The organism is Rhizobium rhododendri (assembly GCF_007000325.2).
In the GTDB taxonomy this organism is placed as follows: Bacteria; Pseudomonadota; Alphaproteobacteria; order Rhizobiales; family Rhizobiaceae; genus Rhizobium; species Rhizobium rhododendri.
Window position 1 is genome coordinate 539,895 of sequence record NZ_CP117268.1, and the last position, 23,570, is coordinate 563,464.

At 57.1% G+C, this 23,570-nt stretch carries 17 protein-coding genes and 6 pseudogenes; 8 read left to right on the forward strand and 15 right to left on the reverse strand.

Annotated features, from left to right (window positions below):
- Nucleotides 1-36 precede the first annotated feature (36 nt).
- Nucleotides 37-1,161, forward strand: coding sequence for an IS5 family transposase (locus PR018_RS20245; protein WP_143123525.1), 1,125 nt, complete (start codon nucleotides 37-39; stop codon nucleotides 1,159-1,161).
- A gap of 140 nt (nucleotides 1,162-1,301) precedes the next feature.
- On the forward strand, nucleotides 1,302-2,078 hold the full coding sequence (gene istB, locus PR018_RS20250) for an IS21-like element helper ATPase IstB (protein WP_111221724.1): 777 nt from the start codon (nucleotides 1,302-1,304) through the stop codon (nucleotides 2,076-2,078).
- On the opposite strand, the pseudogene PR018_RS20255 reads toward istB, so the two are convergent.
- From PR018_RS20255 to PR018_RS20265, 3 genes and pseudogenes are all read right to left on the reverse strand, one after another.
- Nucleotides 1,993-2,672, reverse strand: a pseudogene (locus PR018_RS20255) (IS66 family transposase); the annotation flags it as partial. The gene istB and the pseudogene PR018_RS20255 overlap by 86 nt on opposite strands.
- 98 nt (nucleotides 2,673-2,770) lie before the next feature.
- Nucleotides 2,771-3,340, reverse strand: a complete 570-nt coding sequence (locus PR018_RS20260; protein WP_142832584.1) for a putative glycolipid-binding domain-containing protein — start codon at nucleotides 3,338-3,340, stop codon at nucleotides 2,771-2,773.
- Between the two features lie 30 nt (nucleotides 3,341-3,370).
- A complete protein-coding gene (locus tag PR018_RS20265; protein ID WP_142832583.1) occupies nucleotides 3,371-3,997 on the reverse strand; it encodes a recombinase family protein in 627 nt (208 codons plus the stop codon).
- Nucleotides 3,998-4,126: 129 nt separating this feature from the next.
- On the opposite strand from PR018_RS20265, the pseudogene PR018_RS20270 reads away from it, so the two are divergent.
- Together PR018_RS20270 and PR018_RS20275 are read left to right on the forward strand one after the other, a co-directional pair.
- Nucleotides 4,127-7,078 (forward strand): annotated as a pseudogene (locus PR018_RS20270) (Tn3 family transposase); the annotation flags it as partial.
- A 287-nt stretch (nucleotides 7,079-7,365) separates the two neighbouring features.
- Nucleotides 7,366-7,491 (forward strand): annotated as a pseudogene (locus PR018_RS20275) (IS110 family RNA-guided transposase); the annotation flags it as partial.
- A gap of 177 nt (nucleotides 7,492-7,668) precedes the next feature.
- On the opposite strand, the gene PR018_RS20280 reads toward PR018_RS20275, so the two are convergent.
- The 11 genes and pseudogenes from PR018_RS20280 to PR018_RS20330 all read right to left on the reverse strand — a co-directional run.
- Nucleotides 7,669-8,997 carry an ATP-binding protein gene (locus PR018_RS20280; RefSeq protein ID WP_142832607.1) on the reverse strand — a complete coding sequence of 443 codons (1,329 nt, stop codon included), beginning with the start codon at nucleotides 8,995-8,997 and terminating at the stop codon, nucleotides 7,669-7,671.
- Nucleotides 8,994-9,716: a response regulator gene (locus PR018_RS20285; protein WP_142832606.1), complete on the reverse strand. Its 723-nt coding sequence runs from the start codon at nucleotides 9,714-9,716 to the stop codon at nucleotides 8,994-8,996. The genes PR018_RS20280 and PR018_RS20285 overlap by 4 nt, the downstream gene beginning before the upstream one ends.
- A 94-nt stretch (nucleotides 9,717-9,810) precedes the next feature.
- A complete protein-coding gene (locus tag PR018_RS20290; RefSeq protein ID WP_153816505.1) occupies nucleotides 9,811-9,960 on the reverse strand; it encodes a hypothetical protein in 150 nt (49 codons plus the stop codon).
- A gap of 296 nt (nucleotides 9,961-10,256) precedes the next feature.
- The gene (locus PR018_RS20295; RefSeq protein WP_142832614.1) at nucleotides 10,257-10,730 is read right to left on the reverse strand and encodes a hypothetical protein; all 474 of its coding nucleotides are present in this window, start codon (nucleotides 10,728-10,730) and stop codon (nucleotides 10,257-10,259) included.
- A 169-nt stretch (nucleotides 10,731-10,899) separates the two neighbouring features.
- Complete coding sequence (locus tag PR018_RS20300) at nucleotides 10,900-11,508, reverse strand: outer membrane protein (protein ID WP_142832613.1); 609 nt, start codon at nucleotides 11,506-11,508, stop codon at nucleotides 10,900-10,902.
- A 429-nt stretch (nucleotides 11,509-11,937) separates the two neighbouring features.
- Nucleotides 11,938-12,155: pseudogene (locus PR018_RS20305) on the reverse strand (transposase); the annotation flags it as partial.
- A 27-nt stretch (nucleotides 12,156-12,182) separates the two neighbouring features.
- Nucleotides 12,183-12,767: a plasmid pRiA4b ORF-3 family protein gene (locus tag PR018_RS20310; protein ID WP_219271068.1), complete on the reverse strand. Its 585-nt coding sequence runs from the start codon at nucleotides 12,765-12,767 to the stop codon at nucleotides 12,183-12,185.
- Complete coding sequence (tnpC, locus tag PR018_RS20315; RefSeq protein WP_142832615.1) at nucleotides 12,767-14,425, reverse strand: IS66 family transposase; 1,659 nt, start codon at nucleotides 14,423-14,425, stop codon at nucleotides 12,767-12,769. Before tnpC ends, PR018_RS20310 begins: the two co-directional genes overlap by 1 nt.
- 77 nt (nucleotides 14,426-14,502) lie before the next feature.
- On the reverse strand, nucleotides 14,503-14,850 hold the full coding sequence (gene tnpB, locus PR018_RS20320; RefSeq protein WP_046119556.1) for an IS66 family insertion sequence element accessory protein TnpB: 348 nt from the start codon (nucleotides 14,848-14,850) through the stop codon (nucleotides 14,503-14,505).
- Nucleotides 14,847-15,194 (reverse strand): IS66-like element accessory protein TnpA, encoded by a 348-nt coding sequence (tnpA, locus tag PR018_RS20325; RefSeq protein WP_111217014.1) that lies wholly within the window; start codon nucleotides 15,192-15,194, stop codon nucleotides 14,847-14,849. Before tnpA ends, tnpB begins: the two co-directional genes overlap by 4 nt.
- 92 nt (nucleotides 15,195-15,286) lie before the next feature.
- Nucleotides 15,287-15,469, reverse strand: a pseudogene (locus PR018_RS20330) (transposase); the annotation flags it as partial.
- Between the two features lie 525 nt (nucleotides 15,470-15,994).
- On the opposite strand from PR018_RS20330, the gene PR018_RS20335 reads away from it, so the two are divergent.
- Together PR018_RS20335 and PR018_RS20340 are read left to right on the forward strand one after the other, a co-directional pair.
- Nucleotides 15,995-17,071, forward strand: coding sequence for an extracellular catalytic domain type 1 short-chain-length polyhydroxyalkanoate depolymerase (locus tag PR018_RS20335; protein WP_142832434.1), 1,077 nt, complete (start codon nucleotides 15,995-15,997; stop codon nucleotides 17,069-17,071).
- Between the two features lie 322 nt (nucleotides 17,072-17,393).
- The gene (locus tag PR018_RS20340; protein WP_244615586.1) at nucleotides 17,394-18,047 is read left to right on the forward strand and encodes a TetR/AcrR family transcriptional regulator; all 654 of its coding nucleotides are present in this window, start codon (nucleotides 17,394-17,396) and stop codon (nucleotides 18,045-18,047) included.
- A 163-nt stretch (nucleotides 18,048-18,210) separates the two neighbouring features.
- Here the strand turns inward: PR018_RS20340 and PR018_RS20345 are convergent.
- Nucleotides 18,211-18,399: pseudogene (locus PR018_RS20345) on the reverse strand (IS3 family transposase); the annotation flags it as partial.
- A gap of 780 nt (nucleotides 18,400-19,179) precedes the next feature.
- Between PR018_RS20345 and PR018_RS20355 the strand changes: the two are divergent.
- The gene (locus PR018_RS20355) at nucleotides 19,180-20,358 is read left to right on the forward strand and encodes an efflux RND transporter periplasmic adaptor subunit (protein WP_142832432.1); all 1,179 of its coding nucleotides are present in this window, start codon (nucleotides 19,180-19,182) and stop codon (nucleotides 20,356-20,358) included.
- Between the two features lie 3 nt (nucleotides 20,359-20,361).
- Nucleotides 20,362-23,499, forward strand: coding sequence for an efflux RND transporter permease subunit (locus PR018_RS20360; RefSeq protein ID WP_142832431.1), 3,138 nt, complete (start codon nucleotides 20,362-20,364; stop codon nucleotides 23,497-23,499).
- Nucleotides 23,500-23,570 lie beyond the last annotated feature (71 nt).

The following is a 23,570-nucleotide window of genomic DNA, read 5'->3' on the forward strand; positions in this document are numbered from 1 at the left end:
TTCCATGCCTGGGTGATTGATTGGCGGGAGCAGAACATGCGCGGCAGTGATGACCAGACGGCGGGTCTGTTTTCTTATGTAAGCTGCGAAGCCCGCGTTCCGGCAAACCATCCGCTGCGGCCGATACGTGCCATCGTAGACGAGGCGCTGGAAGTTCTGTCCCCGGATTTCGAGGGGATGTATTCAGCGATCGGCCGGCCGTCGATCCCGCCGGAGAAGCTGCTGCGCGCTCTGTTGTTGCAGGCCTTCTACACGATCCGCTCTGAGCGTCAGCTCATGGAGCAGATGGACTACAATCTGCTGTTCCGCTGGTTCGTGGGCTTGTCGATGGACGCGCCGATCTGGGACGTCACCGTGTTCACCAAGAACCGTGAGCGGCTCTTGGCTGGCGACATCGCCGCCAAGTTTCTAGCCGCTTTGCTAAGCCAGCCGCGGGTTAAGGCATTGCTGTCAGACGACCACTTCTCGGTGGACGGCACCTTGATCGAAGCCTGGGCCAGCATGAAGAGCTTCAAACCCAGGGACGGCGCAGATGGTAGCGACACTGACGACAGCGGCTCTGGCGCTGAAGGGAAACAGCCGCCAAAGGCCGCAGGCCGCAACTCTGAGCGTGATTTCCACGGTGAGAAGCGCAGCAACGCAACCCATGCGTCGACCACTGACCCGGATGCCAGGCTTTACAAGAAGGCCCGTGGCCAGGCGGCCAAGCTTTGCCACATGGGTCACGTCATAATGGAAAACCGCAACGGCCTGGTTGTCGACGCCACGCTGACCCATGCGAGTGGAACCGCAGAGCGCGAGGCAGCTCTGGATATGGTGGGTCGCATGGATGGTCGTCACCGCATCACATTGGCTGCAGACAAAGCCTACGATACTGCCGACTTCGTCGAAGCCTTGCGGGACGCAAAGGTGACGCCACACGTCGCCCAGAACACGACGAACCGACGCTCGGCAATTGATGGTCGGACCACCCATCATCCCGGCTACGGTGTCAGTCAGCGCATTCGCAAGCGCATCGAAGAAGTGTTTGGCTGGGCCAAGACCAGCGGCGGAATGCGCAAGACCCGGCATCGCGGAAATGATCGCGTCGGCTGGATGTTCACCCTGACAGCCACCGCCTATAATCTGGTGAGAATTCCAAAGCTGCTGGCGACGGCATAATCGCGTCCAGAATCCGCCGAACCAGGCGGATGGCGACAAAATGGGCCGACAAGGCCTCTGAAAAAGCTTCATCACGGCCTGTCTTCGAGCTGTCTAGCCAGGATCGGCGGAAAAATGGGGGATATTTCCGCGACCTGCTAATGCTGACACATCCAACACTGGACCAGATGAGTGCGCTTGGTCTTGCCGGAATGGCAACCGCCTATCGCGAACTTATCGAGCAAGTTCATGGAAATGATCTTAGCTTTGACGAACGGCTTGGCCTGATGCTCGACCGCGAGATCGCACTACGAACCGACCGCCGGCTGACCAATCGGCTCGCCACAGCAAAGCTTCGATTTGCCAATGCCTCGATCGAAGACATCGATTTTAGATCTCACCGCGGCCTTGATCGTCGCAATGTCTTGTCCTTGGCGCAGGGCGCATGGCTGAAGGCAAACGAGAACCTGATCCTGACAGGCCAAACGGGCACTGGAAAAACTTGGATCGCCTGCGCCTTTGCGAGACAGGCGGCCCGCCTCGACTACTCTGTCCTCTACGTTCGTATGCCGCGGCTCTTCGAGGATCTCGCACTTGCCAGGCTCGATGGACGCTTTCCGCGCCTCATCGACAAGCTGGCACGTGTTCAGTTGCTGGTGTTGGATGACTGGGGAACCCATACCCTGAATGACCGACAGCGCCTCGATTTGCTCGAAATCTTCGAGGAGCGATATCGAAGGAAATCGACCCTGATCACAGCTCAGCTTCCGGTGGCCGCCTGGCACGAAATGATTGGAGAAGCCACTTTGGCCGATGCGATTTTGGATCGCATTGTTCACAACGCCCACCGCATCACTCTCGAAGGCGACAGCATGCGCAAACGAAAAACGCCGACGCTCTTGACCGGCGACGAAATAACCGAACACAATCACGCGTAACAGCAACAAGGCAACCGGGATTCGATCGCATCCGTTGTCCGCGACTTAGCGAAACGCTTGTCCGCGACTTGCTGAAACCGCTGTCCCGATTTAGCGAAATCCGCACAATCGTCCGCAGGGCGCTTTCCGATGCGTTGGTGTGCAGCGGAATGTCGGGATAGTCGAGCACCTTCAGGAGTTCGTTCTTTCTTCGATGCAGCCGCTCAAGAAGCTTGTCGAGGGCCTCATAACCGGTGCGTAGAGTGAAGATCCGATCGAACCGTCGTCGGAATGCGGGAGCGGATGCTGGGGTAGGGTTCTGCTTGTAGGTTTTCAAAGCTTTGTAGTATCGCCAGATGAGATCGCGGACGACTGTGGCCCATCGCTCCTCCTTTGCGGTTGCCGGCATCAACTTTTGCACCAGACGTTCTGCATGCACCCAACAGAGGGCATGATTGCCGACGCGGAACTGGCCGGCATCGTCGGACACGATCACCATGTCACCCACCAAACCATGATGGCGGATGGCACCCCAGAGCCCGGCTTCGGCAAGCAGGCCAACGGCTTGCGTATCAAAAATGTCGACGCCATCTTGCCAGCCAGATGGCCCCTGAACATTAAACGGGCACAGATATACGGTAGTGAGATCGACGTATGGTCAGCGGGGCCAGAGTCGAGTGGACAGCGATTTTCCCTATTTATCGCGGCCGTAACTACGGTGTCATTTTCACTCTGCGGAATGTGTCGGGATAATCGAGCACGAGACCTGTTTCGTCGATTTCAAGTTCGGCTGTAAACGCTCGAAACAAACCTTCATAGCGATAGCGGCGATCTGGCGTCAGGCAGGTGTAACGCTGCTCCGCCCGCTGCGGCAGAAAATCACCGTTGATCTGATCGAGAAGGGGGACATAGGCGACCGTAATATCTTGGCTTGCCTCTGCCTGTAGCTTCAACCGCTTGATAGGCAGCGTGTTTGTAGCCGGAGTGATCCCGATATCAACATCGATGCAGCCATCCAGGTCGGGGAGCGGCCTGTCCTTGAGGGCGTCGCGCCAGTTTCCTTTGCCATCTGCCTCCACATGCAGATATGGCCCGTCGACATATCTAACGCGCACCTCGCGCGTCCTGAACGCTGAGTCGGTGCGGACGAAGTAGTATCCTCCATAGGCCCCGTGCCGGGTCCCCGCGACAACACCTTCCAGGATGAGGCCCTCGCCAGCATCGGTACAGACGCAATGCTCCAGCCCATTACCATTCCAATCCTCCCATCGGACAACAGCCATCGCGTAACCTTTCACCTTCTATGCGGATAATTACCGCGTTTTCTTTTTCAGCATTTTTTCGCCATCGGCTCGTAGCTCGCCTTTCGGCCCCACAAAACGGTAAAGCGTTTGTCGCGTGACGCCAAGCTCGACGCATAGGTCTGCCACCTTCGTTTCCGGCTTTCCCATTGCTGCCTCAGCAAGGCGCAGCTTTGCCGGCGTCATCTTGAACGGCGCTCCACCATTTCTGCCGCGAGCGCGGGCTGCCGCTAGGCCTGCTTTGGTCCGTTCGACGATCAGCGCCCGCTCGAACTCGGCAAGTGCAGCGAAGATACCAAACACCAGTCGACCATTGGCCGTCGAAGTATCGATTGATGCACCTTCGCCTGCCAAGACCTTAAGGCCGATATTCCGCTGGGTAAGGTCGCCGACCAGATTGACGAGGTGGCGAAGATCGCGGCCGAGGCGGTCTAGCTTCCAGACGACGATTGTGTCGCCACGGCGCAGCGCCTTCAAGCAGGCGGCCAGACCGGGACGGTCATCCTTCTTTCCTGACGCGGAGTCCTCATAGATATTGTCGGCCTCGACCCCAGCTTGGGTCAGCGCATCGCGTTGCAGATCGTGGACCTGACTACCATCGGCTTTCGACACCCGCGCATATCCGATCAACGTTGTCATTTATACGTCCGTCTGTGTGACAATTTTCATTTCGCGGCGGCAAAGCCTGTAGATTGTCACATAACCCGTCTTGCAATGTAAGCTCTGTGAACGGTTATCTCCGGTCTTTTTGTGACAGATGGAGTGCCGATGCCTCGCCGCATGATTTTGACGGATGCCGAACGGCAAAGTTTTCTCGCCCTGCCCGCCGACGACGACACCCTGATCCGCCATTGGAGCCTCAATGACGAAGACCAGCGTCTTCTCGAAACACGCCGGCGTGACGATACTCGGTTGGGTTTGGCCCTTCAGCTCTGTGCCCTTCGCTATCCCGGACGACTGATCCAGCGTGGGGAGGTGATCCCGGAAAGCGCGCTCGCCTTTCTGGCCGAGCAGCTCAGCATCGAACCAGAGGCGCTGGCAAGTTTCGCACGAAGAACGCCCACGCGCTACGAACAACTGGCCGTCCTACGTCAACACTACGGGTTCACCGAACTGAGCCACCCCCTGCGAGCTGACCTGCTTGCCTTCGCGCGAGGTGTGGCGATCGCCTCGACCAAGGACAAGTTCGTTATCACAGCGCTCGCCGATGAGATGCGCCGTCGGCGTATCGTCATTCCCGGCATCACGGTGATCGAACGGTTGGCAGGGCAAGCCTGCACCGAAGCGGAGGAAGCGCTGTTCGCAGATGTTGCCGCGAGACTGCCTCCAGATCTGGTTGTCAGGATGGAGGCCTTGTTGGGTATGGGACCGCGTATCCGTCAAAGTGGGATCTCCTGGTTACGCGAACCGCCCGGAAAAGCCGGCGAAGCCGCCATGCGAGGATTGATTGATCGGCTTGAGGCCGTGCGTCATGTCGGGCTTTCCAACGATGTGCTCCAGGTCGTCCCTGCCCACCGTGTGCGTCGCATGGCACAGGAAGGTCGCCGCCTGACAGCCCAGAATTTCGAGCAAATGCGGTCAGGCCGCCGATATGCAACACTTGGAGCCTTCCTTCTGGAGATGGAAATTGCGCTCACTGATGCAGCGATCGGCATGTTCGAGGTCCTGATTGGCAAGACATTCCGGCGGGCAGAGGCTGAGCGCGACAGGCAACTACTGGAAAATGCCTCATCGGCGACATCGGCTCTGGATTTCTTCGTAAGCTTCGGAGAGGCTATTTCCACCAAACGCGAAACCGGGCTTTCCCTGGATGAGGCAGTCAACGCTGTCAGCAGTTGGGACCAGTTGATGCAGGCGACCGCAGCTGCAAAAGCGGCCTCTCGTACCCGTAAAGATGACGATCTGATCGCCTACCTGCCGGCCCAATATGCGCGCATCCGGCGGTTCTCAGCTCCGTTCCTGACAGCGTTCACCTTCGAGGGGAACCGTCAAAACCGCGACTTCATCGGCATAGTGATGCAAATGAAGGTCGCAGGAAAAGGTCGCCGTCGCTCGACAAATCCTCCCTGGATTGAGAACGCGCGCGATTTGGTCGACAAGCGCTGGATCAAGGTGATCCTGGCAGCGGACGGCTCGATCGATCAGAGAATGCTGGAACTCTTCATCCTTGTCGAACTGAAGAACCGGATTGCTGCCAACGAGATCTGGATAAAAGGGTCGCGCACCTACCGCGCGCTCGACGAGGACATGATCTCGCACCAGACCTATGCCATCATCAAGGCCGAGGCCCGAATCCCCGTCGCAATTCCGATCGATGTCGAGATCTATCTTGCTCAGAAAGCCGAAGCGCTGGACCAGAAACTGCGCGAGGCAGCGAACCGTTTGGAGACCGGTCGTGGCGACACGCGCATCGGCGCAAAGGGGTTGCGAGTACCCGCGGTCAAAACCGCCGAGACCGAAGCTGCACTCGCATTCGCAAAACGAGTGGCAGCAGCCATGCCGCCGATCCGGCTGACGGACCTCGTCGCCGATATTGATCGAATGACCGGCTTCAGCTCCCTGTTTGAGCATCTTCAGACCGGACGGACGCCGAACGACATGCGTGTGTTCTATGCAGCGCTCATCGCCGAAGCCACAAACCTCGGCTTTTCGAAGATGGCGCTCGCCTGCCCCGGCATAACACGCCGCCAGCTACAGCAGATGGCGATATGGCACTTCAGGGAGGAGACGTTCTCCCTGGCGCTTGCCAAGCTCGTCGAGGCCCAACATGCCGCCCCGTTCGCGGCCGTCTTTGGTTCTCACACCGTCTCCTCCTCCGATGGACAGCATATCCATCTTGGCGATGGCGGTGAAGTCGCCGGCGGCGTCAACGGCCATTACGGAACCAACCCGATCATCAAGCTCTACACAGCGATCTCGGGCCGCTATGCTCCGTTCCACACAAAGATCATCGCTGCGACGGCGAGCGAAGCGGTCCATGTTCTCGATGCTCTTCTTGAAACCGATGTAGGTCTCAACATCGTCCGCCATCACGTCGATGGCGGCGGCGTCAGCGATCTCGTCTTTGCATTTTGCCATGCGCTCGGCTTTGCTTTCGTGCCTCGCATTCCCGATCTCGATGGGCGATGCCTCTATGGCTTTAGGCCTGCAAAACAGTATGGCATTCTTCAGAATGTCATGGGCGACCGCATCGACGCCGACCTGATCCGGGCGCATTGGGACGATATTTTGCGCCTGATGACCTCGCTGCGCACGCGCACCGTCAGTGCCTCGCTCATGCTCAAGCGATTGTCCGCAACCACGAGGCAGAGCGGTCTCGCCCAGGCGCTACGTCACATGGGCCGGATCGAGCGGACCCTGTTCACGCTCGACTGGATCAATGACGAGGATCTTCGGAAGACAACAACTGCAGAGCTGAATAAAGGGGAGAGCCGCAACAGTCTCGTGCGTGCCGTCAATCTCCACCGTCTCGGCCGGTTCCGTGATCGAAGCCAGGAAAACTTGTCAATCCGAGCATCGGCCCTCAATCTGATCGTCACCGCTATCATTCACTGGAACACGATCTACACGGGCCGTGTCGTCGATGTCCTTCGAAATACCGGGCAGCCAGTCGCCGAGCCCCTGCTTGCCAGCCTGTCGCCGCTCTCATGGGAACACGTAAATCTTACCGGTGATTACCTATGGGAAGAAAAGCCCGCGCTCGACGATACCGGCTTCCGAAATTGTCATATTTTGTGTCGCGATCAGTTTTCGCTTAGCGCCGAAGCCGTTGATGTATGCCGTCGGGGTCAGCACAAGAGCAGCCCTCCCGTCCTTCCGCGAAAGGTGCCTCGGCGGATGGAGCAAACCTCAACGTCTCGATCATGGGGCGATCCTAACAGATAGGATATTGGGCTTGAGTCCCTGCCTCGACATCACAGGTTTGATGAAGAGGTGCTGCGCTTCGAGTTGATGATAAACGTGGTCATGTGAGAACAGCCACAAACATCAATGGAAGGAAGCGCAGCATGAAGTATTTTGCAGGCCTTGACGTCTCGTTGCAAGAGACATCGGTATCTATCGTTGATGAGACCGGTCGGATTTGCCGGGAAATGAAAGTCGTCGGTCACCCGGACGATCTCGCCGTTCGTCTCGAACTTGCTCTTGCCCCCGAGGGGCGAACAAACGCTGGTGTTATTATCCCAGCAGTTCTAGGCGGACGCCAACCAACCCAAACGTAAGCGGTGAGGAATTATCGAATCGACGGGCTCTTACTGTGGTGGAGTTCGTTCGATGTTATGAAATTGTTGCTGTGACAATCTGCAAGCCTGTCAGGTTGCGGGCGGCAGCCGGATATCGGCCATCAGTCCTTTCGGCATATTGTCGAGCAACTGGAACGTGCCGTTGTGACCTTTCTCAACGATGCCCTTCGTGATCGTCAGGCCAAGGCCGAATCCGCTCCCCATCGCTCCGCCCTGCCGGGATGCATCCGCCTTGAAGAACGGCTCGAGCACGCGTATTTTCATCTCGTCGGGAAGGCCCGGCCCATTGTCCTTCACTGCGATCCGGACACTGCCGTCGTCCAGGCATTCCAGCGTTATGCAGACCTGATCCGCATAACGGACGGAGTTCGACACCAGGTTGCTCACGGCTCTCGTCAGGCCTTGCGGCTTGCAGATGTACACGACACGTCGCGGACCTTCGAACGTAACGTTGACGCCAGTGTCGGCGAAATCGCTGGCGACGGTCTGGAGGAGGCTCGACAGATCGACTTTGCGGGTGTTTTCGACCTTGTCGTTGAGGAATGAGAGGCTTTCGTCGATCATCGAGCCGAGAGTGGTGACATCTCTCAGCATCAGATCCTTGAGGTCGGAATCTGCCAGCCGTTCGGCTCTCATGCGAAGCCGGGTGAGGGGCGTTCTGAGGTCATGGCTGATGGCGCGCAACAGCCTCGTGCGATCGACGGTCATCTGCTGAATACGGCTGCGCATGGTATTGAGAGAGTTAGCGAGAATTCGGATCTCGCTCGCACCCTCGACCGTGAACGGTTCCGCATAGGTTTCGTTCAGGACCGTTTCTCGCTGGGCCGCCGTCGCGATGCGCTCCAACGGCCGGGTTATCAGCCGGCTGCTGAGATAGGCCATGATCGCCAGGGGAATGATGATCTTCAAAAGCCCGCTGGCAACAGCTGGAGCAAACCAGAGATATTTCGGAAACGCAGGGGCTTCAATCGCAAGCGCGTTGTTGTTGTCGAGCATGACGAGAAGGCTATGGCGGGGACTGGCGTGCGAGAAGATTTCGCCGATCTCCGCGGCAAAGGATTTGTCCAATAGCCTGCGAATGCCCGGGCGAACGTCTGCCTGGATCGGCACGACGGCGGCTGCGTCCGCGAACTGCCTGGGATCGACCCGCCCCATGCGGAGCCCGACGGCGGCCGCATTGGCAAGTGCTGCATCCTCGTCTGCCCGGGAACTGGCCTTTTTGAATTGCTGCAGCACCGTCTCCACGCGACCGGCGAACAAGCCGATCTCGATCCCCTTGTCATGTCGGCCATAGATGAACGGCTCGGTAATCGTCGCGACAGCGGATACGAGAACAACGAGGAGAATGGCAAGCAGGAGTATCTGTATGCGAAGGGACGCAGAACGCAGCGATATCACAATATCCGCTCCACTTTTGCGGCAAACATGTAGCCGCCGAGCCGGACCGTCTTGATAAACGTCGGCTCCTTGAGGTTCGGCTCGATCTTCTGGCGAACCCGACTGATGTGCGCGTCTATACTGCGCTCGATCGGTCCCGCAGTGCCCGCATGGGTCATCGACAGCAATTGTTCCCGCGTCAGGATCTTGTTGGGATTTTGGCAGAAGGCCAGTAGCAGGTCGAATTCGGCAGTCGTCATCGACACCTGCGCGCCCTCGGCGTCGTGCAGCTGGCGACTGTTTGGATCTATACGCCAGCCGGAAAATGTCAGGGCAGCGAGCCCGCCATCCTGTTCACGCACATAGGAAGCCCGACGCAGTATGCTCTTGATGCGGGCAATGAGTTCGCGCGAGTTAAACGGTTTGGTGACGTAGTCGTCGGCTCCCAGCTCGAGGCCGAGAATACGATCGATATCCTCCTGGAGCGCCGTCAGCATAATGATTGGGATGGTGCCGGAGGAGCGCAGCCTTCTGCAAATGCTGAAGCCGTCTTCTCCAGGGAGCATCGCATCCAGAACGATCAGATCGTATTTGTAGCGCGCCAGAAGGCGGTCCATGTCCGCACCGCTGTCGGCCGACGTCGCCTTGTAGCCATTGGCGCAGGCCAGCTCGACCAGCATTCCGGCGATTTCGGTGTCATCTTCAACGATGAGGATGTGAGCTTGGTCTTGAAATGTCATCTCGGCGGGCTCCCCGATCTCAGAGGCCAGTCTTATCGCAGTTGCAAGCCGATTGCTGGATTTATCCGCTCCGGTCTTTTTTGCAAGCTCCAGATCATATCCCACCGGACATCCCCGTATCGACAATGATCATCGAGATATAGCAGGCGCGTGCCGCAACCAGGACAAAAAAGGCAATTCCAAGAGTGAGTGTCGCGTAGTGGCGCCCACGGGAATACTTCGGCATGCCTTCGATGATCTTCATGAGCGTTATCCTCAGAACCTTCGCAAAAGTCAGAAGGCAAAAGAAGGCTGTCAGAACGAAACCGCTGACCGAGGCAGCGCCAATTATCCACAACATCAAAAGAGACCCTATCCAGAAGAGGAGTTCGCATTTTACCGCGGCGGCCTGTGCAGGATCCAATCCCTGGGAGAGCCAGGTAAAAGCGGTTCGGCCAGTTGCCAAAGTTTTCAAGCGACCAATGTGAGACATCGTGTCTGCGCTCCCATGACGCGTCATGAAACCCGGACGATGGCAAGAGAGATCGGAAATAAGCACGCTCAGACGTCCATCCTCGCCATGGAGCGGCTTTTAAAAAAGTGCGCCGCCGCTTTGCGCCATCCCGCGTAGGCGGGGTTCGCTCCAGTCGGCTTGCGCCCGAACTCCGTGACTTTCTCAGGCTCCCGTCCTGATCGGGGCGCAGTGAGCGTCTTTATGCGGTTGACGAAGGCATTGACGTCGAACTGCTTGCTGCTGATCTCACCGCTGTCGGCTGTGAGCGACATATGGAAGAAGACCTCGAGGTTGACGACCGGGATCGTCATGATGTTCCGGACGATATCGATCTGCGGCCGGACGGTGACTGCCAGCGCGAACGCATCCGACCGAAGCGCGTCGAACAGGTCCGGGACTGTCGTGACCGCCACCGCCGGATAGCCCGCTAGCTCTAGCCTGGCGACGATGGTGTTTGCCGCGTTGGCCGGAAGAAAGACAAGAATGGGGCGTCTGTTATTTTTGCTCGCAGGTCCGCTCACGGCAAAGTCTCCTTGCTTGATCGCCTGGAGGCTTCTCCCGGGATCCATCTGTTCGTTGGATTTAGTTCCGTCTTTATTGGCGGGCTGCGGCGGTGGCGGGAGGGAGGTGACCATCCCGGATGGGCCGGGAAAGTCTTGTCTCTGTCCTTCCCGGCCGTCCCGCCTGCGGCTAGAACTTGTAGCTGGCGCCGATCAGGACCTTGTTCTGGGTGGCGCCAAAATCGCCGACGCCGGCGCCGAAATCCTTCTTGCCGAAATCCGAATAGCGATATTCGCCACGAACCAGGATGTTGTCGGTGATAGCGTGTTCGACACCGCCACCCGCAGTCCATCCAATGAGGATGTCGTCTTTCTTGCGTATAGCGGGCAGGTCCAGCTTGCCGCTTGTCGCCGCGACGCCGGCAGTTGCGAAGATCAGCGTACGGTCGAGGGCATAACCGATACGACCACGGCCGGACGCGTCCCATTCAAGGTCGGTGTCCTTGTCTTTGGCGAAGTTGTAGTTGAAGTCGTTCTCAATGCCGTAGACGATGCTGCCCGACTGGAAGTTGTAGCCGGCGTGAATGCCTGCGGAGCCGTTGTCCAGATCTTCCTTGGTGCCGAGAACGGTGGTTTGATTCCAGCTATAGCCGCCCTGGGCACCGATGTAGAAACCTGACCAGTCATAGGCTGAATAAGCAGCAGGCGCTGCCTCCGGAACAACGGAAAGGTCCGCTGCCATTGCGGGTGCTGCCGACGAAATGGCAATAATGGCAAATACGAATGACTTGATGTGCACGGGAATGACTCTCTTTCATAGTGTGGATGCAGAGGCTGACCCCACGACGGGAGGCCGGTTCGCATCGCACTATGCCTGAGAGCAATATTGCAGAGTGTCTTTTTGTATTAAGTTATGTTGCGGAGTAAGTCGCTTGCGTTGAGAGGTGCTCTGAGGATCGTGCAAGCCGTACGAAGCAAAATAGGCGGGCATGCAGGAGGCCTATCGTTATATCGCTCCGGCCTAGAAACAGATGAACCGACGTTAGCTGTCTCCGTTGAGCATACAATGAACAATACCGTGATCTAAATGCGCCGTTTAGCTATTGCGGTGCTTGGTTTGCTTCGCTTCTCGCCGTGGAAATCGCGCTCGGAGTTGCTCCCTTTGGTTTTTGGCGGCTGTTTCCCTTTAGCGCCAGAGCCGCTGCCGTCGGTGTCGCCGCCATCTGTGGGGCTGGCCCAGCAAGGCGGCCAGAAACTTGGCGGCGATGTCGCCCGCCAAGAGGCGCTCGGGGTTCTTGGTAAACACCGTGACGTCGCAGATCGGCGCGTCATCGACAGGCCGACGAACCAGCGGAACGGCAGATTGTAATCCATCTGCTCCATGAGCTGACGCTCGGAGCGTATCGTGTAAAAGGCCTGCAGCAACAGGGCACGCAGCAGCTTCTCCGTATGCATTCGCCGAGGACCGCAGGTTCAGCTTTTCTTTCGCGATCGGCGCTTCCATTTTGCAGCTAAGGCCTCGACGTTTTTGCGGAGATTGGCGGCGTCGACATCGCCAGGATCGTAGTGCGCATCGCCCCACCATTCCACAAGTTCGTGGTGACGCTCATGGTTGGTGTCCGCAATGGCCTCGCGGAACTCTTCATAACCCCACGGACCGCCGACATCCTCCGGTGGACATCGTCCGACAACGTCAAGCAGGAAGGGATCGCCGAAGCCGGCGGTCGCCGGTAAAACCTTTTCGATTTTCACGGTGTGCGTCCAGCCGTCGCCGAAGTCATAGAGATACTTGAATGATTTCGCGCCGATATCTTCGATGGCAGCAAGAAGCGTTTCTTTGCGTGCATCGATGGGACCATCAAAGCCGCCATCAGGCACGCCGAACCCGATGTCACGGATCCTGAACTCATACAGATGGCTGTTGGTCCAGCCGAAAGCCTCTTGAAGAACCTCATGAAGCCGGTCAAGCCGAATGCGGAATGGGACGACAACGCGCCGCATCACCAAGGGATCAACGTCATCGAGCGTGATCTTTAAGCGAACGAGAGGACCTGCCATCAGGCCGCCTGCCTCAGTGGCGATGTTGTGGTTTCCCGCCAATTCCAGGGGAGAAGCTCATCAAGACGGCTGACTGGATGGTCGGCGATGCGGGCAAGGACATCGGCAAGCCAGGCCTGTGGGTCAATGCGATTCATTTTCGCGGTGACGATCAGGCTGTACATGGCCGCCGCCCGCTGGCCCCCTCGATCGGAACCGGCAAATAGCCAGGCTTTCCGACCGAGCGCCACACCGCGCAGAGATCGCTCCGCACAATTGTTCGACAGGCAAATGCGCCCGTCGTCGAGGAAACGAATGAAGGATTCCCAGCGGTTCAGCATGTAGTCAAACGCCTTTGCCAAGTCATTGTCGCGCGACAACCTGGCGCGGTGTTCGCGTATCCATATCTCCATGTCGTCGATCAGCGGTTTTGACAACTGCTGGCGGATTGCTTTTCTCTCATCGGCCGTACGGCCATTGATATGGCGCTCGATTTCGAACAGTGCGTCGATCCGCTGCACCATGTTCAAGGCGACCGGCGAGATGACGGCGGCATTTTTACCCTGCGCTTTTCGGCGCGCGTTGGCCTCCAAATCGGCTTGCGCAAAGAATGGTCGCCTCGCATGCGCCCAACACGCCGCCTCATGAATCGGGCCCGGACTTCGATCAGGAAGATAGAGCTGGCCATAGCCCGTATAGGCATCCGCCTGAAGGATGCCGCTATAATTGGCCAGATGCGCCTGTGGATGTTCGCCGGCCCGGTCCCGGGAATAATAGAACATCGCCGACGGAGGCGCCGTTCCGCCAAACGGAGCATCGTCCTTGACGTAGCTCCATATCCGACCGGTGACGGTCTTGCCGAGAGCGAGAACCGGCACGGTCGTATCATCACCGTGGATCCGTTCAGACGCGAACGTATGGCTTTCAATCCGCCTCACAAGCGGGGCAAGGACCTGGCAGCACGCGCCAATCGCGTCTGCTGCTGTCGACAGACTGACTGGCACACCTTCCAGGGCAAAACGTTCGACCTGGCGATTGAGGGGAATGTGCTGGCCGAACTTGTCGCAGAGCATCATCGCCAAAAGGCTCGGACCCGCCCATCCTCTCGGTATGACATGGAAGGGTGCAGGTGCCTGACTGATCTTCTCGCAGTCACGGCAGGTGAACTTTTCCCGCACCGTCTGAATGACCTTCCAGCTACGCGGTACGCTCTCCATCGTTTCGGTGATGTCTTCGCCGAGCTTGCGAAGCCGTTCACCGCCACAGCAGCTGCAGGCAACCGGACCAGGCACCACGACACGCTCACGCGGAAGATGTTCCGGGAAAGGCTTCTTGACGGGCCGCTTGCGCGTAAAGCCGGTGACCGCAATCGCAGCAGCTGCAGCAACGGCCATTTCGGCGGCAAGCTCATCTTCAGTCGCCGCCGCTTCGGCGTCCTCAAGCATCAGCTCCATCTGCGCGATCAGCCGCGCTGTCCGTTCCGACTTCTGACCGCGCAGTTCCCGTTGCAGCTTTTCGATATAGACTTTCTGGCGAAGAATGATGGCCTGATCGTCGGCCTCCTTGGCCTTGGCAACAGCCAATTCGGCCAAAGCAGTAGCCCGTTCCGACCGCGCAATCGCTAGCTCTGCTTCCAGGGCTGCAGCATGATCACGGTGATTTCCCGAGCCGGTTTCCATGCTCGAAGTGAATCACAAAACCACTGATTTGTATAGCTTTTCTTGGTGCTGCCGCACGCAATCCCGCCAAAAAAACGCTATCCCGCGCTCGTCGGGCGCCATGTCTGCTGCGGGTTTCGCCAGTCAATTCCCTCAAGCAGATAGGACATCTGGCCAGCCGTCAGCGCAATCGCTCCACCCTCCGTCGCCGGCCAAATGAAACGGCCGCGCTCAAGCCGCTTTGCGTATAGCGAAAGGCCAATTCCGTCATGCCAAAGAGCCTTGATCAGCCGGCCACTTTTCCCCCGGAAGACAAAAACGTCCCCCTTGAACGGATCACGGCCCAGACCTTCCTGCACGATCAGAGCAAGACCCTGCATCCCTTTGCGCATATCGCAATGGCCGCTCGCAATCCAAACACGCACGCTCGAACTGATCGGGATCATTTGAGCGCTCGCATTACTGCTGCGGCAAGATCACAAGGTGCCCCGGACGAAATCCTCACCTTGGTACCGTTCGCAAAGTCCACAGCGATCGTCGCCGCAACGACATCGCCACCGCCCGCGGCACCCACGACCGTCGCGGGCACGAAGGCAGGACCATCCGTCACCGCAGCCGACAGCGCCTGGCGGCGCCACGTGTAGAGCAGCCCCGTCGAAACATCAAAACGACGCGCTACCTCCGACACATTTGCACCCGGCGCGAATGCTGCCTCCAGAATTTCCAGCCGATCAGCCGGTGACCAACGACGACGCCGTTCTTGACCCGTCAGCAAAATGGCCTGTGCCATAGTTCCTCATTGCGCTCTTAATTCCACTCTCAAGAGCGCAAAATCACGATATCGCAAAAAACTCGCAAGGCGGTCCACGCCGTAGGGATACGCTTCTCCGGCGGGATTGACGGGCGGCCGATCGCTGAATACATCGCCTCGAAATCTGGCGACAGAACTTCCAGCGCCTCGTCTACAATGGCGCAGATCGCCCGCAGCGGATGGCTTGTCGGAACGCGGGCTTCGCAGCTCACATAAGAAAACAGACCCGCCGTCTGCATATCACTGCCACGCATGTCCTGCTCCTGCCGACCAGTCACGCAGGCATGGAATCACGGCAGTCCGCTTGTAGCAAGGGCCTTTTTCCGTACACTGTTAGTACTGCAATCCTAAGAGCGCTTTGCAGCGCGTCACGCAAATAACGCGCTATTGGCTTCGGAGCCTTCGTGACGGGCGACATGGCACACAGCTCCCAGCTCAATATAACGCAACTTAAAACAACACTCCGCAACATAGTTTTGCAACATAGTAGTTCCCGCGACGGCGCACCGCATAGATCGCGCAAAGGCTCACTGAATTGAACGGCTTAACCAAGCACACTTTCGTCGGACGCTCGATCAGCTAGCGACCCAACTGACTGACTAATGGAGTTAGAACCGGGAGATATCTCTTCGCCGCATCATTTACGTCGCAGAGATCAAGGGCTTTAAATTTTCAACCTGGTTATTCCGTCATTGTCGTTAAACTTTTGAGCGGCGACAATCTCGGCGTTTATCTAAACAACTTAGGTGCTTGGTCCTAGGCGTTGATGAGGAGTTATTATGCGATCAATATCCGACACAATAAGGCGGCTGCGACGGTATCAAGCCTCTCTCGTGAGCAGCAAGCCGATAGCTACTACGCTTGAGAAACTTGAGTCGTTTGGAAGCAATCCCGGAGAGCTCCAAGGTTGGTATCAAATGCCGCAGAAGGCTCACGCGGCTCCCGCTCTCGTTGTTGGGCTACATGCTTGCTTACAGACGGCTGCGGATTACGATCGTGGATCGGGATGGTCGGAACTGGCGTGTCGCTACGGCTTTGCTGTTCTCTTCCCCGAGCAGTGCTCTTCCAATAACGCCACACTGTGTTTCAACTGGTTCAATCCGGAGGATGTTACCCGCGACAGCGGGGAAGTCCTCTCGATACGACAAATGATCGCCAGCCTGATTACAAATCATGAGGTTGACGCAGCACGAGTCTATGTGGTTGGACTGTCTGCAGGTGGAGCGATGGCAAATGCCTTGCTCGCAACCTATCCGGAGGTCTTTGCGGGAGGAGCAATAATATCAGGTCTTCCTTATGGTGTGGCATCGACTGTACCCGAGGCATTTGACCGCATGCGGGGCCATGAACTTCCCTCAGCGTTGGCCCTAGAAGGTAGCATTCGCACGGCGTCCTCCCATCAGGGGCCATGGCCGACGTTGTCGGTTTGGCATGGAACTAGCGATGATACAGTTGTAGACGCAAATTCTTTCGCTATCGTCGAACAGTGGCGAAATATCCTTGAGGCCGAAGCGACGACAGCGACAGAGGTGGAAGGTCACCGCCGGCAATCTTGGCTTGACGCGTCCGGGCGGCGCGTCATCGACCACTACCACATTATCGGGATGGGTCACGGGTTCCCGACCGAAACCAAGAGTGGCTACGGTCAGCGCGCGCCACTTATGCTCGAAATGGGAATTTCTGCGACTGTGCACACCGCTTGGAGTTGGGGTCTAATGACATCATTCACTCCACAAACAACAGTCGCTAAAGCAGAGGTTGTTGTCATTCCGCAGGACGGCAGAACGCCGCCTCGTGCATGCGCAATCGTTAATATCTTCAAACGGGTCCTCCGAGCAGTCGGACTAATTGCTTGAAGCAGAGACTGAGAGCCGAAAGTCTCAGCAGTATGCCGTTTTCGATGAGAAGACGTCTGCTCTGCCGGTTTAGATTGAAGCGACGCGAAAACTTCTTTCAATTTTTGACGTGCTGTCTCGCGAGCAAGGAATTTCATATATCTGAGATGACTACGTTCTATCTGGCCGAGGTGGCGCCTCTTAATTAGCTGTTTAGCCAATGTGTCTTTCGGTATTTTGATAGGAAAGGTTTAGCATGACAATGATCCCGTCTTAGCCGGATGGCGCGGCTTCAACAGCGAGACTAAATTATAAATATTGGAAAATTAGCGGTCGACGTAAATTGAAACAAGAAAAGACTACGGTTCAAGCATCCGGACGCTGGCCGGCGGGTGAAGACCCTATTAAGCGTAAGAAAATTCTGGATGGAGCCGATCAAGTCTTCATGCGCCTTGGCTTCGACGCGGCGAGCATGGACGACGTAAGGCGCCAAGCAGGTGTCTCCAAAGGCACGTTGTATGTGTATTTTGATAACAAGGAAGAACTATTTTCCGCAACTATTGAAAGGCAACGAGCCACCTTCATTGCGACCATGCGGATGACTCTCGCAGAACATGGCGACGTAAATGGCGGCCTTTATGATTTCGGTGTGACCTTTGTAAGACACATAACGGATGAGACAGTGATAACAGCGTTGCGAACCGTACTTGGCGTGCGAGATCGAATGCCATCTCTTTGCACGCGTATATTCAAAGGACCCGAGAACCTACGCAGCGTTCTGCAGGATTTTCTGTTACGGCACTCCAAAGAAGGTGATCTCGAGATCGAAGATCTGGAGCTTGCTGCTGGTCAATACCTCGATCTGTGTAGTGGTAGCTTCTTCAAACTCCGTCTATTCGGCACCATGAATGCGCCGCCTGAGGATGTCGAGATCGAGCGAGTGATCAGGGGCGCCGTGAAGACATTCCTTGCAGCTTACGGCTCGAAGCCCACGTAGTGAGGCAAAGCTTTTTTTATTGGATTGTTTAGGGTTCCGCCTGTGAAGCGATGATTAAATGTGACTAGCTGTGGACGACTTGGCGGCGGCGATCAACTGATCCTCAAGCGCTTGCTCCAACTGCTCGAACCCTGGAGTTGCCCCATAAAAACCGTACAGGATCAGATTTCTGTTTGACGGTTAAGAACTCGCGCAGGAATCGATACCCCAATGCTTTGTGCGAGTGAAGCCTGTTTTAGTGCTCGAACCACAATGGCAGTTGGGCGATGACCGTTTCGGCGTCCGGGATGGAATTGACCGAGACACAGTCGCGCTTGAAGATTTTCACGACGGCTTCGGCCATTCCGTTGGCATAATCGGCATTGGATTGGCCAAAAGCGAAATCGAGAGAGGTGGGTCGGTGCTTTTTCGGCGGGAGATTTCAAGCAAGAAGTTAATTGCCTTGCTTTCGGAGGTTGAACGTTTCAAGCGGCAGGCCGTTCAATTCGGCGGTTAAAATTACCAACGATCGATTATTAGTCAAGTTGGACGTTACAACGTTACAATGGTTATTTTACGCGGATTGCCGCCTGTGTAATTGAGCTCAGTTGGACTGCGAATGCACCTGTCCGAGCATGTAGAAAAGCGGCCTCATATCCACTGTCGGAAGCTAGCGCATCGGTTCTCAAAGGCCCCGTCACTTGCCACCGGCATTGTCTATCCCTAATGCCGATGCCGTCGTGACGATTGCGGCATCGCTTTGCTACGTTTGCCGCTGCTCGGATACCAGCTCTTTCAAAGTAAGCTTTCGCGCGACTTCTAAACGCAACGCACCCATCACCGCCGCAACATTTAATAACAAAATAGCATCCAAACTCACAGCTTAAGCTGGTACTTGGTCATCCTCGGCAAGCTCGGTCACCGATCTAGCACCGAGACCTCCTGTCATGGCCTATTGTGCGGTAATCGGCAGCATATTGGTCATGCTCGCCCGGGGAGGCCTGTCCCATGCCTCCCCGGGCGGGTTTCCAGACCGGCTGCGCCGGCGGTCCGGCAATTCTGGCAGTCGGAGCGCAATGCCGCCGTTGCGTTACGACCGCGTTTTAGACACCAACGGTTTGCTCTTTCGGACCATTCCTTCTTAGGACCACCCATGCACGATGTGACAAAGCCCCTCCGTTTGGCCTTCTTGGCCTGTGCCATTCTATCGCTGGCAGCGTGTACAGAAAAAGAGGGAGAACAAAAGCAGGCTGTAGAACTGCCCCTCGCGGTTTCGATCGTGGAAGCCAAGCCTGAGACCATCCCCGTGATCAGCGAGCTACCGGGTCGGGTATCGCCGATGATCACAGCAGATGTCCGCCCGCGGATTACCGGTCTCGTGCTTCGACGTATCTTCGAGCAAGGGACAAATGTTACAGAAGGTGACCTGCTGTACGTCATCGACCCGGCGCCGTTTCAGGCGAAGGTGGATTCAGCGCAGGCCACGCTCGACGCAGCCCTCGCGGCCCGCAAGCTGGCAGGGCAAAAAGCCGAGAGGCTGACCCAGCTACAGCAGAAAGGTGTTGCCAGCGCTGACGACAGTGAAACTGCCGTAGGACAATTGGCACAAAGCAACGCTGACGTTTCTCGCGCCCAGGCTGACCTTCGATCGGCGCAATTAGAACTGCAGTATACACAAATCAAGGCTCCAATCACCGGCAACATCGGTCGAGCTTTGGTCACGGAGGGTACGTTAGTCAGCCCGACTTCGGATGTCATGGCGACAATCCAGCAAATCGATCCGATTTATGCGGACTTCACACAGCCGGCCGACACGTTAATCCTTCTGCGCAACGCTATCAGGAGCGGCGACCTCAAAGAAGATGCGGCAGGCAGCGTCAGCATTAAGCTGGTGACGGAGCAAGGGCGTACCTATCCGCATGACGGCAAACTCCTGTTTTCTGAGGTGAGCGTCAACGCGCAGACCGGCCAGCTAATCCTGCGTGGTGAGTTTCCTAACCCAGAGCGAAACCTGCTACCGGGCATGTTTGTTCGCTCAAACCTTCAACAAGGCGCTCTTGAAGGAGCGTTCGCCGTTCCCGAGCAGTCCGTCCAGCGCGACACCACCGGAAAGCCGCGGCTATATATCGTGAATGCGCAAGACAAGGTCGAAATCCGCGAGGTGACGCTTGGTTGGATCTTCGAGGGCCGCTGGGTGGTTATCAAGGGACTTTTGGCTGGAGACAAAGTCATTGTCGAAGGTTTCCAGAAGGTCACCCCCGGGCAGGCGGTTAAGACTGAACCATGGAGCAAGCCATCCAGGGCTGACGCCCCCATAAAAAAGGAGGGCTGATCCGTGCTCGCCGCATTCTTCATCGACCGCCCAGTTTTTGCGTGGGTGCTTTCCATCGGCATCATACTGGCTGGCGCAATTTCACTGACGTTGTTGCCGATCTCACAGTATCCGAATGTAGCGCCGCCGCAGATCACGATCTCCGCAACCTATCCCGGGGCCTCCCCCGAAGACACCTACGAGGGCGTAACACGTTTGGTGGAGGAGGAGCTCAACGGCATTCCCGGTCTTCTTTATTACGAATCCACGTCGAATGCCCAGGGCGGAATTAGCATAACCGTAACATTTGCGCCTGGAACGGCGCCGGAAACAGCCGCGGTTGAGGTCCAGAACCGGGTGCGCCGTGTAGAGGCTCGACTACCGTCCTCCATCGTTCAACAAGGGATCAGCGTGGACACCGCAGGTGGTGGCATTCTGCTTCTGGTCGCCTTGCAATCGAAGAGGGGTACAATGGACGGTATCGCGCTTGGTGACTACATGAGCCGCAACGTCGCCAATGAATTGCGGCGCGTTCCAGGTGTTGGCAAGGTGCAACTGTTTGGAAGTGAGCGCGCGATGAGGGTCTGGCTTGATCCGGACAAGCTACTCGGTCTCAGTTTAACACCAGCCGATGTTACAAATGCCATTCAAGCTCAAAACGCGAAGGTTGCGGCCGGCCGCCTCGGAGCAGCGCCCTCCCAGACGGACAGGCGCGTCACGGGATCCTTGCTCATCAAGGGCCAGTTGACGTCACCGGACGAGTTCGGTCAGATCGTATTGCGCGCTGATACCGACGGCTCCGCGGTACGTTTGCGTGACGTGGCGCGAATTGAAGTTGGCGCCGACAGCTATGCCACCTCGGTGCGGATCGACGGAAAAGCGGCTGCAGGCGCTTCGATTGAGCTTGCACCCGGCGGCAACGCGCTGACCACCGCTACCGCCATCAAAGCGCGGCTGGCGCAGCTGGCGTCCTCGCTTCCCGAAGACATCGAGTATTCGGTACCTTACGACACCACACCGTTCGTCTACATCTCTATTGAACAGGTGCTGATGACGCTTGCCGAGGCGATGGTCCTCGTCTTCCTCGTCATGTTCCTCTTCCTCCAGAATATCCGGTACACCATCATACCTACGATCGTCGTACCAGTCGCGCTTCTTGGTGCATGCGGCGTGATGTACACGCTCGGGTTCTCGATCAATGTGCTGACGATGTTCGGTATGGTTCTTGCGATCGGCATCCTCGTTGATGACGCGATCGTTGTCGTTGAGAATGTCGAGCGGATCATGATGGAGGAGGGGCTCCACCCAAGGGAAGCAACGAAGAAGGCGATGACTCAAATTACCGGGGCCGTGATTGGGATTACCTTGGTGTTGACTGCTGTCTTCGTGCCAATGGCCTTTTTTCCAGGCGCCGTTGGCGTAATCTACAAGCAGTTCTCGCTGACGATGGTATCGTCGATCCTCTTTTCGGCTTTCCTGGCCCTGACGCTTACACCAGCGCTTTGTGCGACGTTTCTAAAGCCTGTCCAGAAGGGCGAAGCTCATACCAAGAAAGGCTTCTTCGGTTGGTTTAATCGTGCTTTCGACAGAGGCTCCAACAAATATAGCGGTTGGGTCGCGGGCCTGCTCAGACGGTCGGGTAGTACCATGCTGATTTATCTCGCCGTCGCCGCTGCGACCGCCTGGATGTTCCTGCAACTGCCGTCTTCCTTCCTGCCGGACGAAGATCAGGGCACGCTGCTGGCCCAGATCCAGGGGCCGGCAGATGCTACGGCTGAGCGAACACTCGGCTCCATCAAGCTGATGGAGAATGTTGTGACGTCCGAACCATCCGTGGACCGCGTGGTCGCAATTAGCGGCTTCAGCTTCTCCGGGTCGGGCGAGAATGCCGGACTGTCTTTCATCACCCTGAGAGACTGGAGCGAGAGGACCGCGGAGCAGTCGGCACAGGCTCTATCGGCCAAGTTCAATTCCGGATTTCGGGCCATTATGGACTCGACAGCCTATGCAATGTCGCCGCCAGCTATTTCGGGTCTTGGCACATCGAATGGTTTTGCGTTCCGCCTTCAAGATCGTGGCAACCAGGGGACTGAAGCTTTGAATGCCGCGCGTGACCAATTCATGGCGGAAGCAGCCAAGAGCCAGATCCTCGCTGGCGTCATGGTCGAGGGCCTCGCCGATGCGCCGCAAACCGTACTGACTATCGATCGCGAGAAGGCAAACACCTATGGCGTCACATTCGCCGATATCAACAAGACGATCAGCACTAGTCTCGGCTCGTCCTATGTCAATGACTTCCCCAACGCGGGACGCATGCAGAGGGTCACCGTGCAGGCCGATGCGAACAAACGCAGCACGATCTTCGATGTGATGAAGTTGACGGTGAGAAATTCAAATGGAGGTATGGTGCCAATCTCAGCCTTTGCAAGCTACGCCTTTACGAGAGGCACGACGCAGATCGTCGGATACAACGGTTTCCCGGCCGTCCGTCTCAGTGGACAGGCGGCTGCAGGCTTTTCCTCCGGTGAGGCTATCACCGAGGTCGAACGGATTGCCAATACCCTGCCGCCGGGCTTCGGCTATGAGTGGAGTGGCCAGTCACTGCAGGAAATCCAATCCGGCTCTCAGGTCCCGATGTTGCTGGGCCTGTCCGTCATTCTGGTATTCCTTTGCCTTGCGGCGCTGTACGAAAGCTGGGCAATTCCGCTTTCGGTACTGCTTGTCATCCCGCTCGGCGTCATTGGCGCGGTCGGTGCGGTAATGCTGCGCGACATGCCGAACGACATCTACTTCAAGGTCGGCCTAATCACCATCATGGGGCTTTCCGCCAAGAACGCCATCCTGATCATCGAGTTCGCGAAGGATCTTCGGGCCAAGGGAAAGTCGACGTTCGACGCGGCAATAGAGGCGGCACATCTTCGTTTCCGGCCAATCCTGATGACCTCACTCGCCTTCGCTCTGGGGGTAGTGCCCTTGGCCATTGCCACAGGCGCGGGCTCCGGCAGCCAAGCTGCAATTGGGACCGGCGTCCTTGGCGGCATGATCTCCGCCACTGTCCTAGCAATCTTTTTCGTTCCGGTCTTTTTTGCCTTCGTCATGAAGTTCAGCAAGGATCCTTCTAAGCATCAATCGGACGAGGCGCCACAGATTGCTGATAAGTGAGTGTCTGATATGGAGACAGGCACACGACTTTGCGGGCGGATGCCCTTCATAAATAGGCTTAAGCGGTCTTC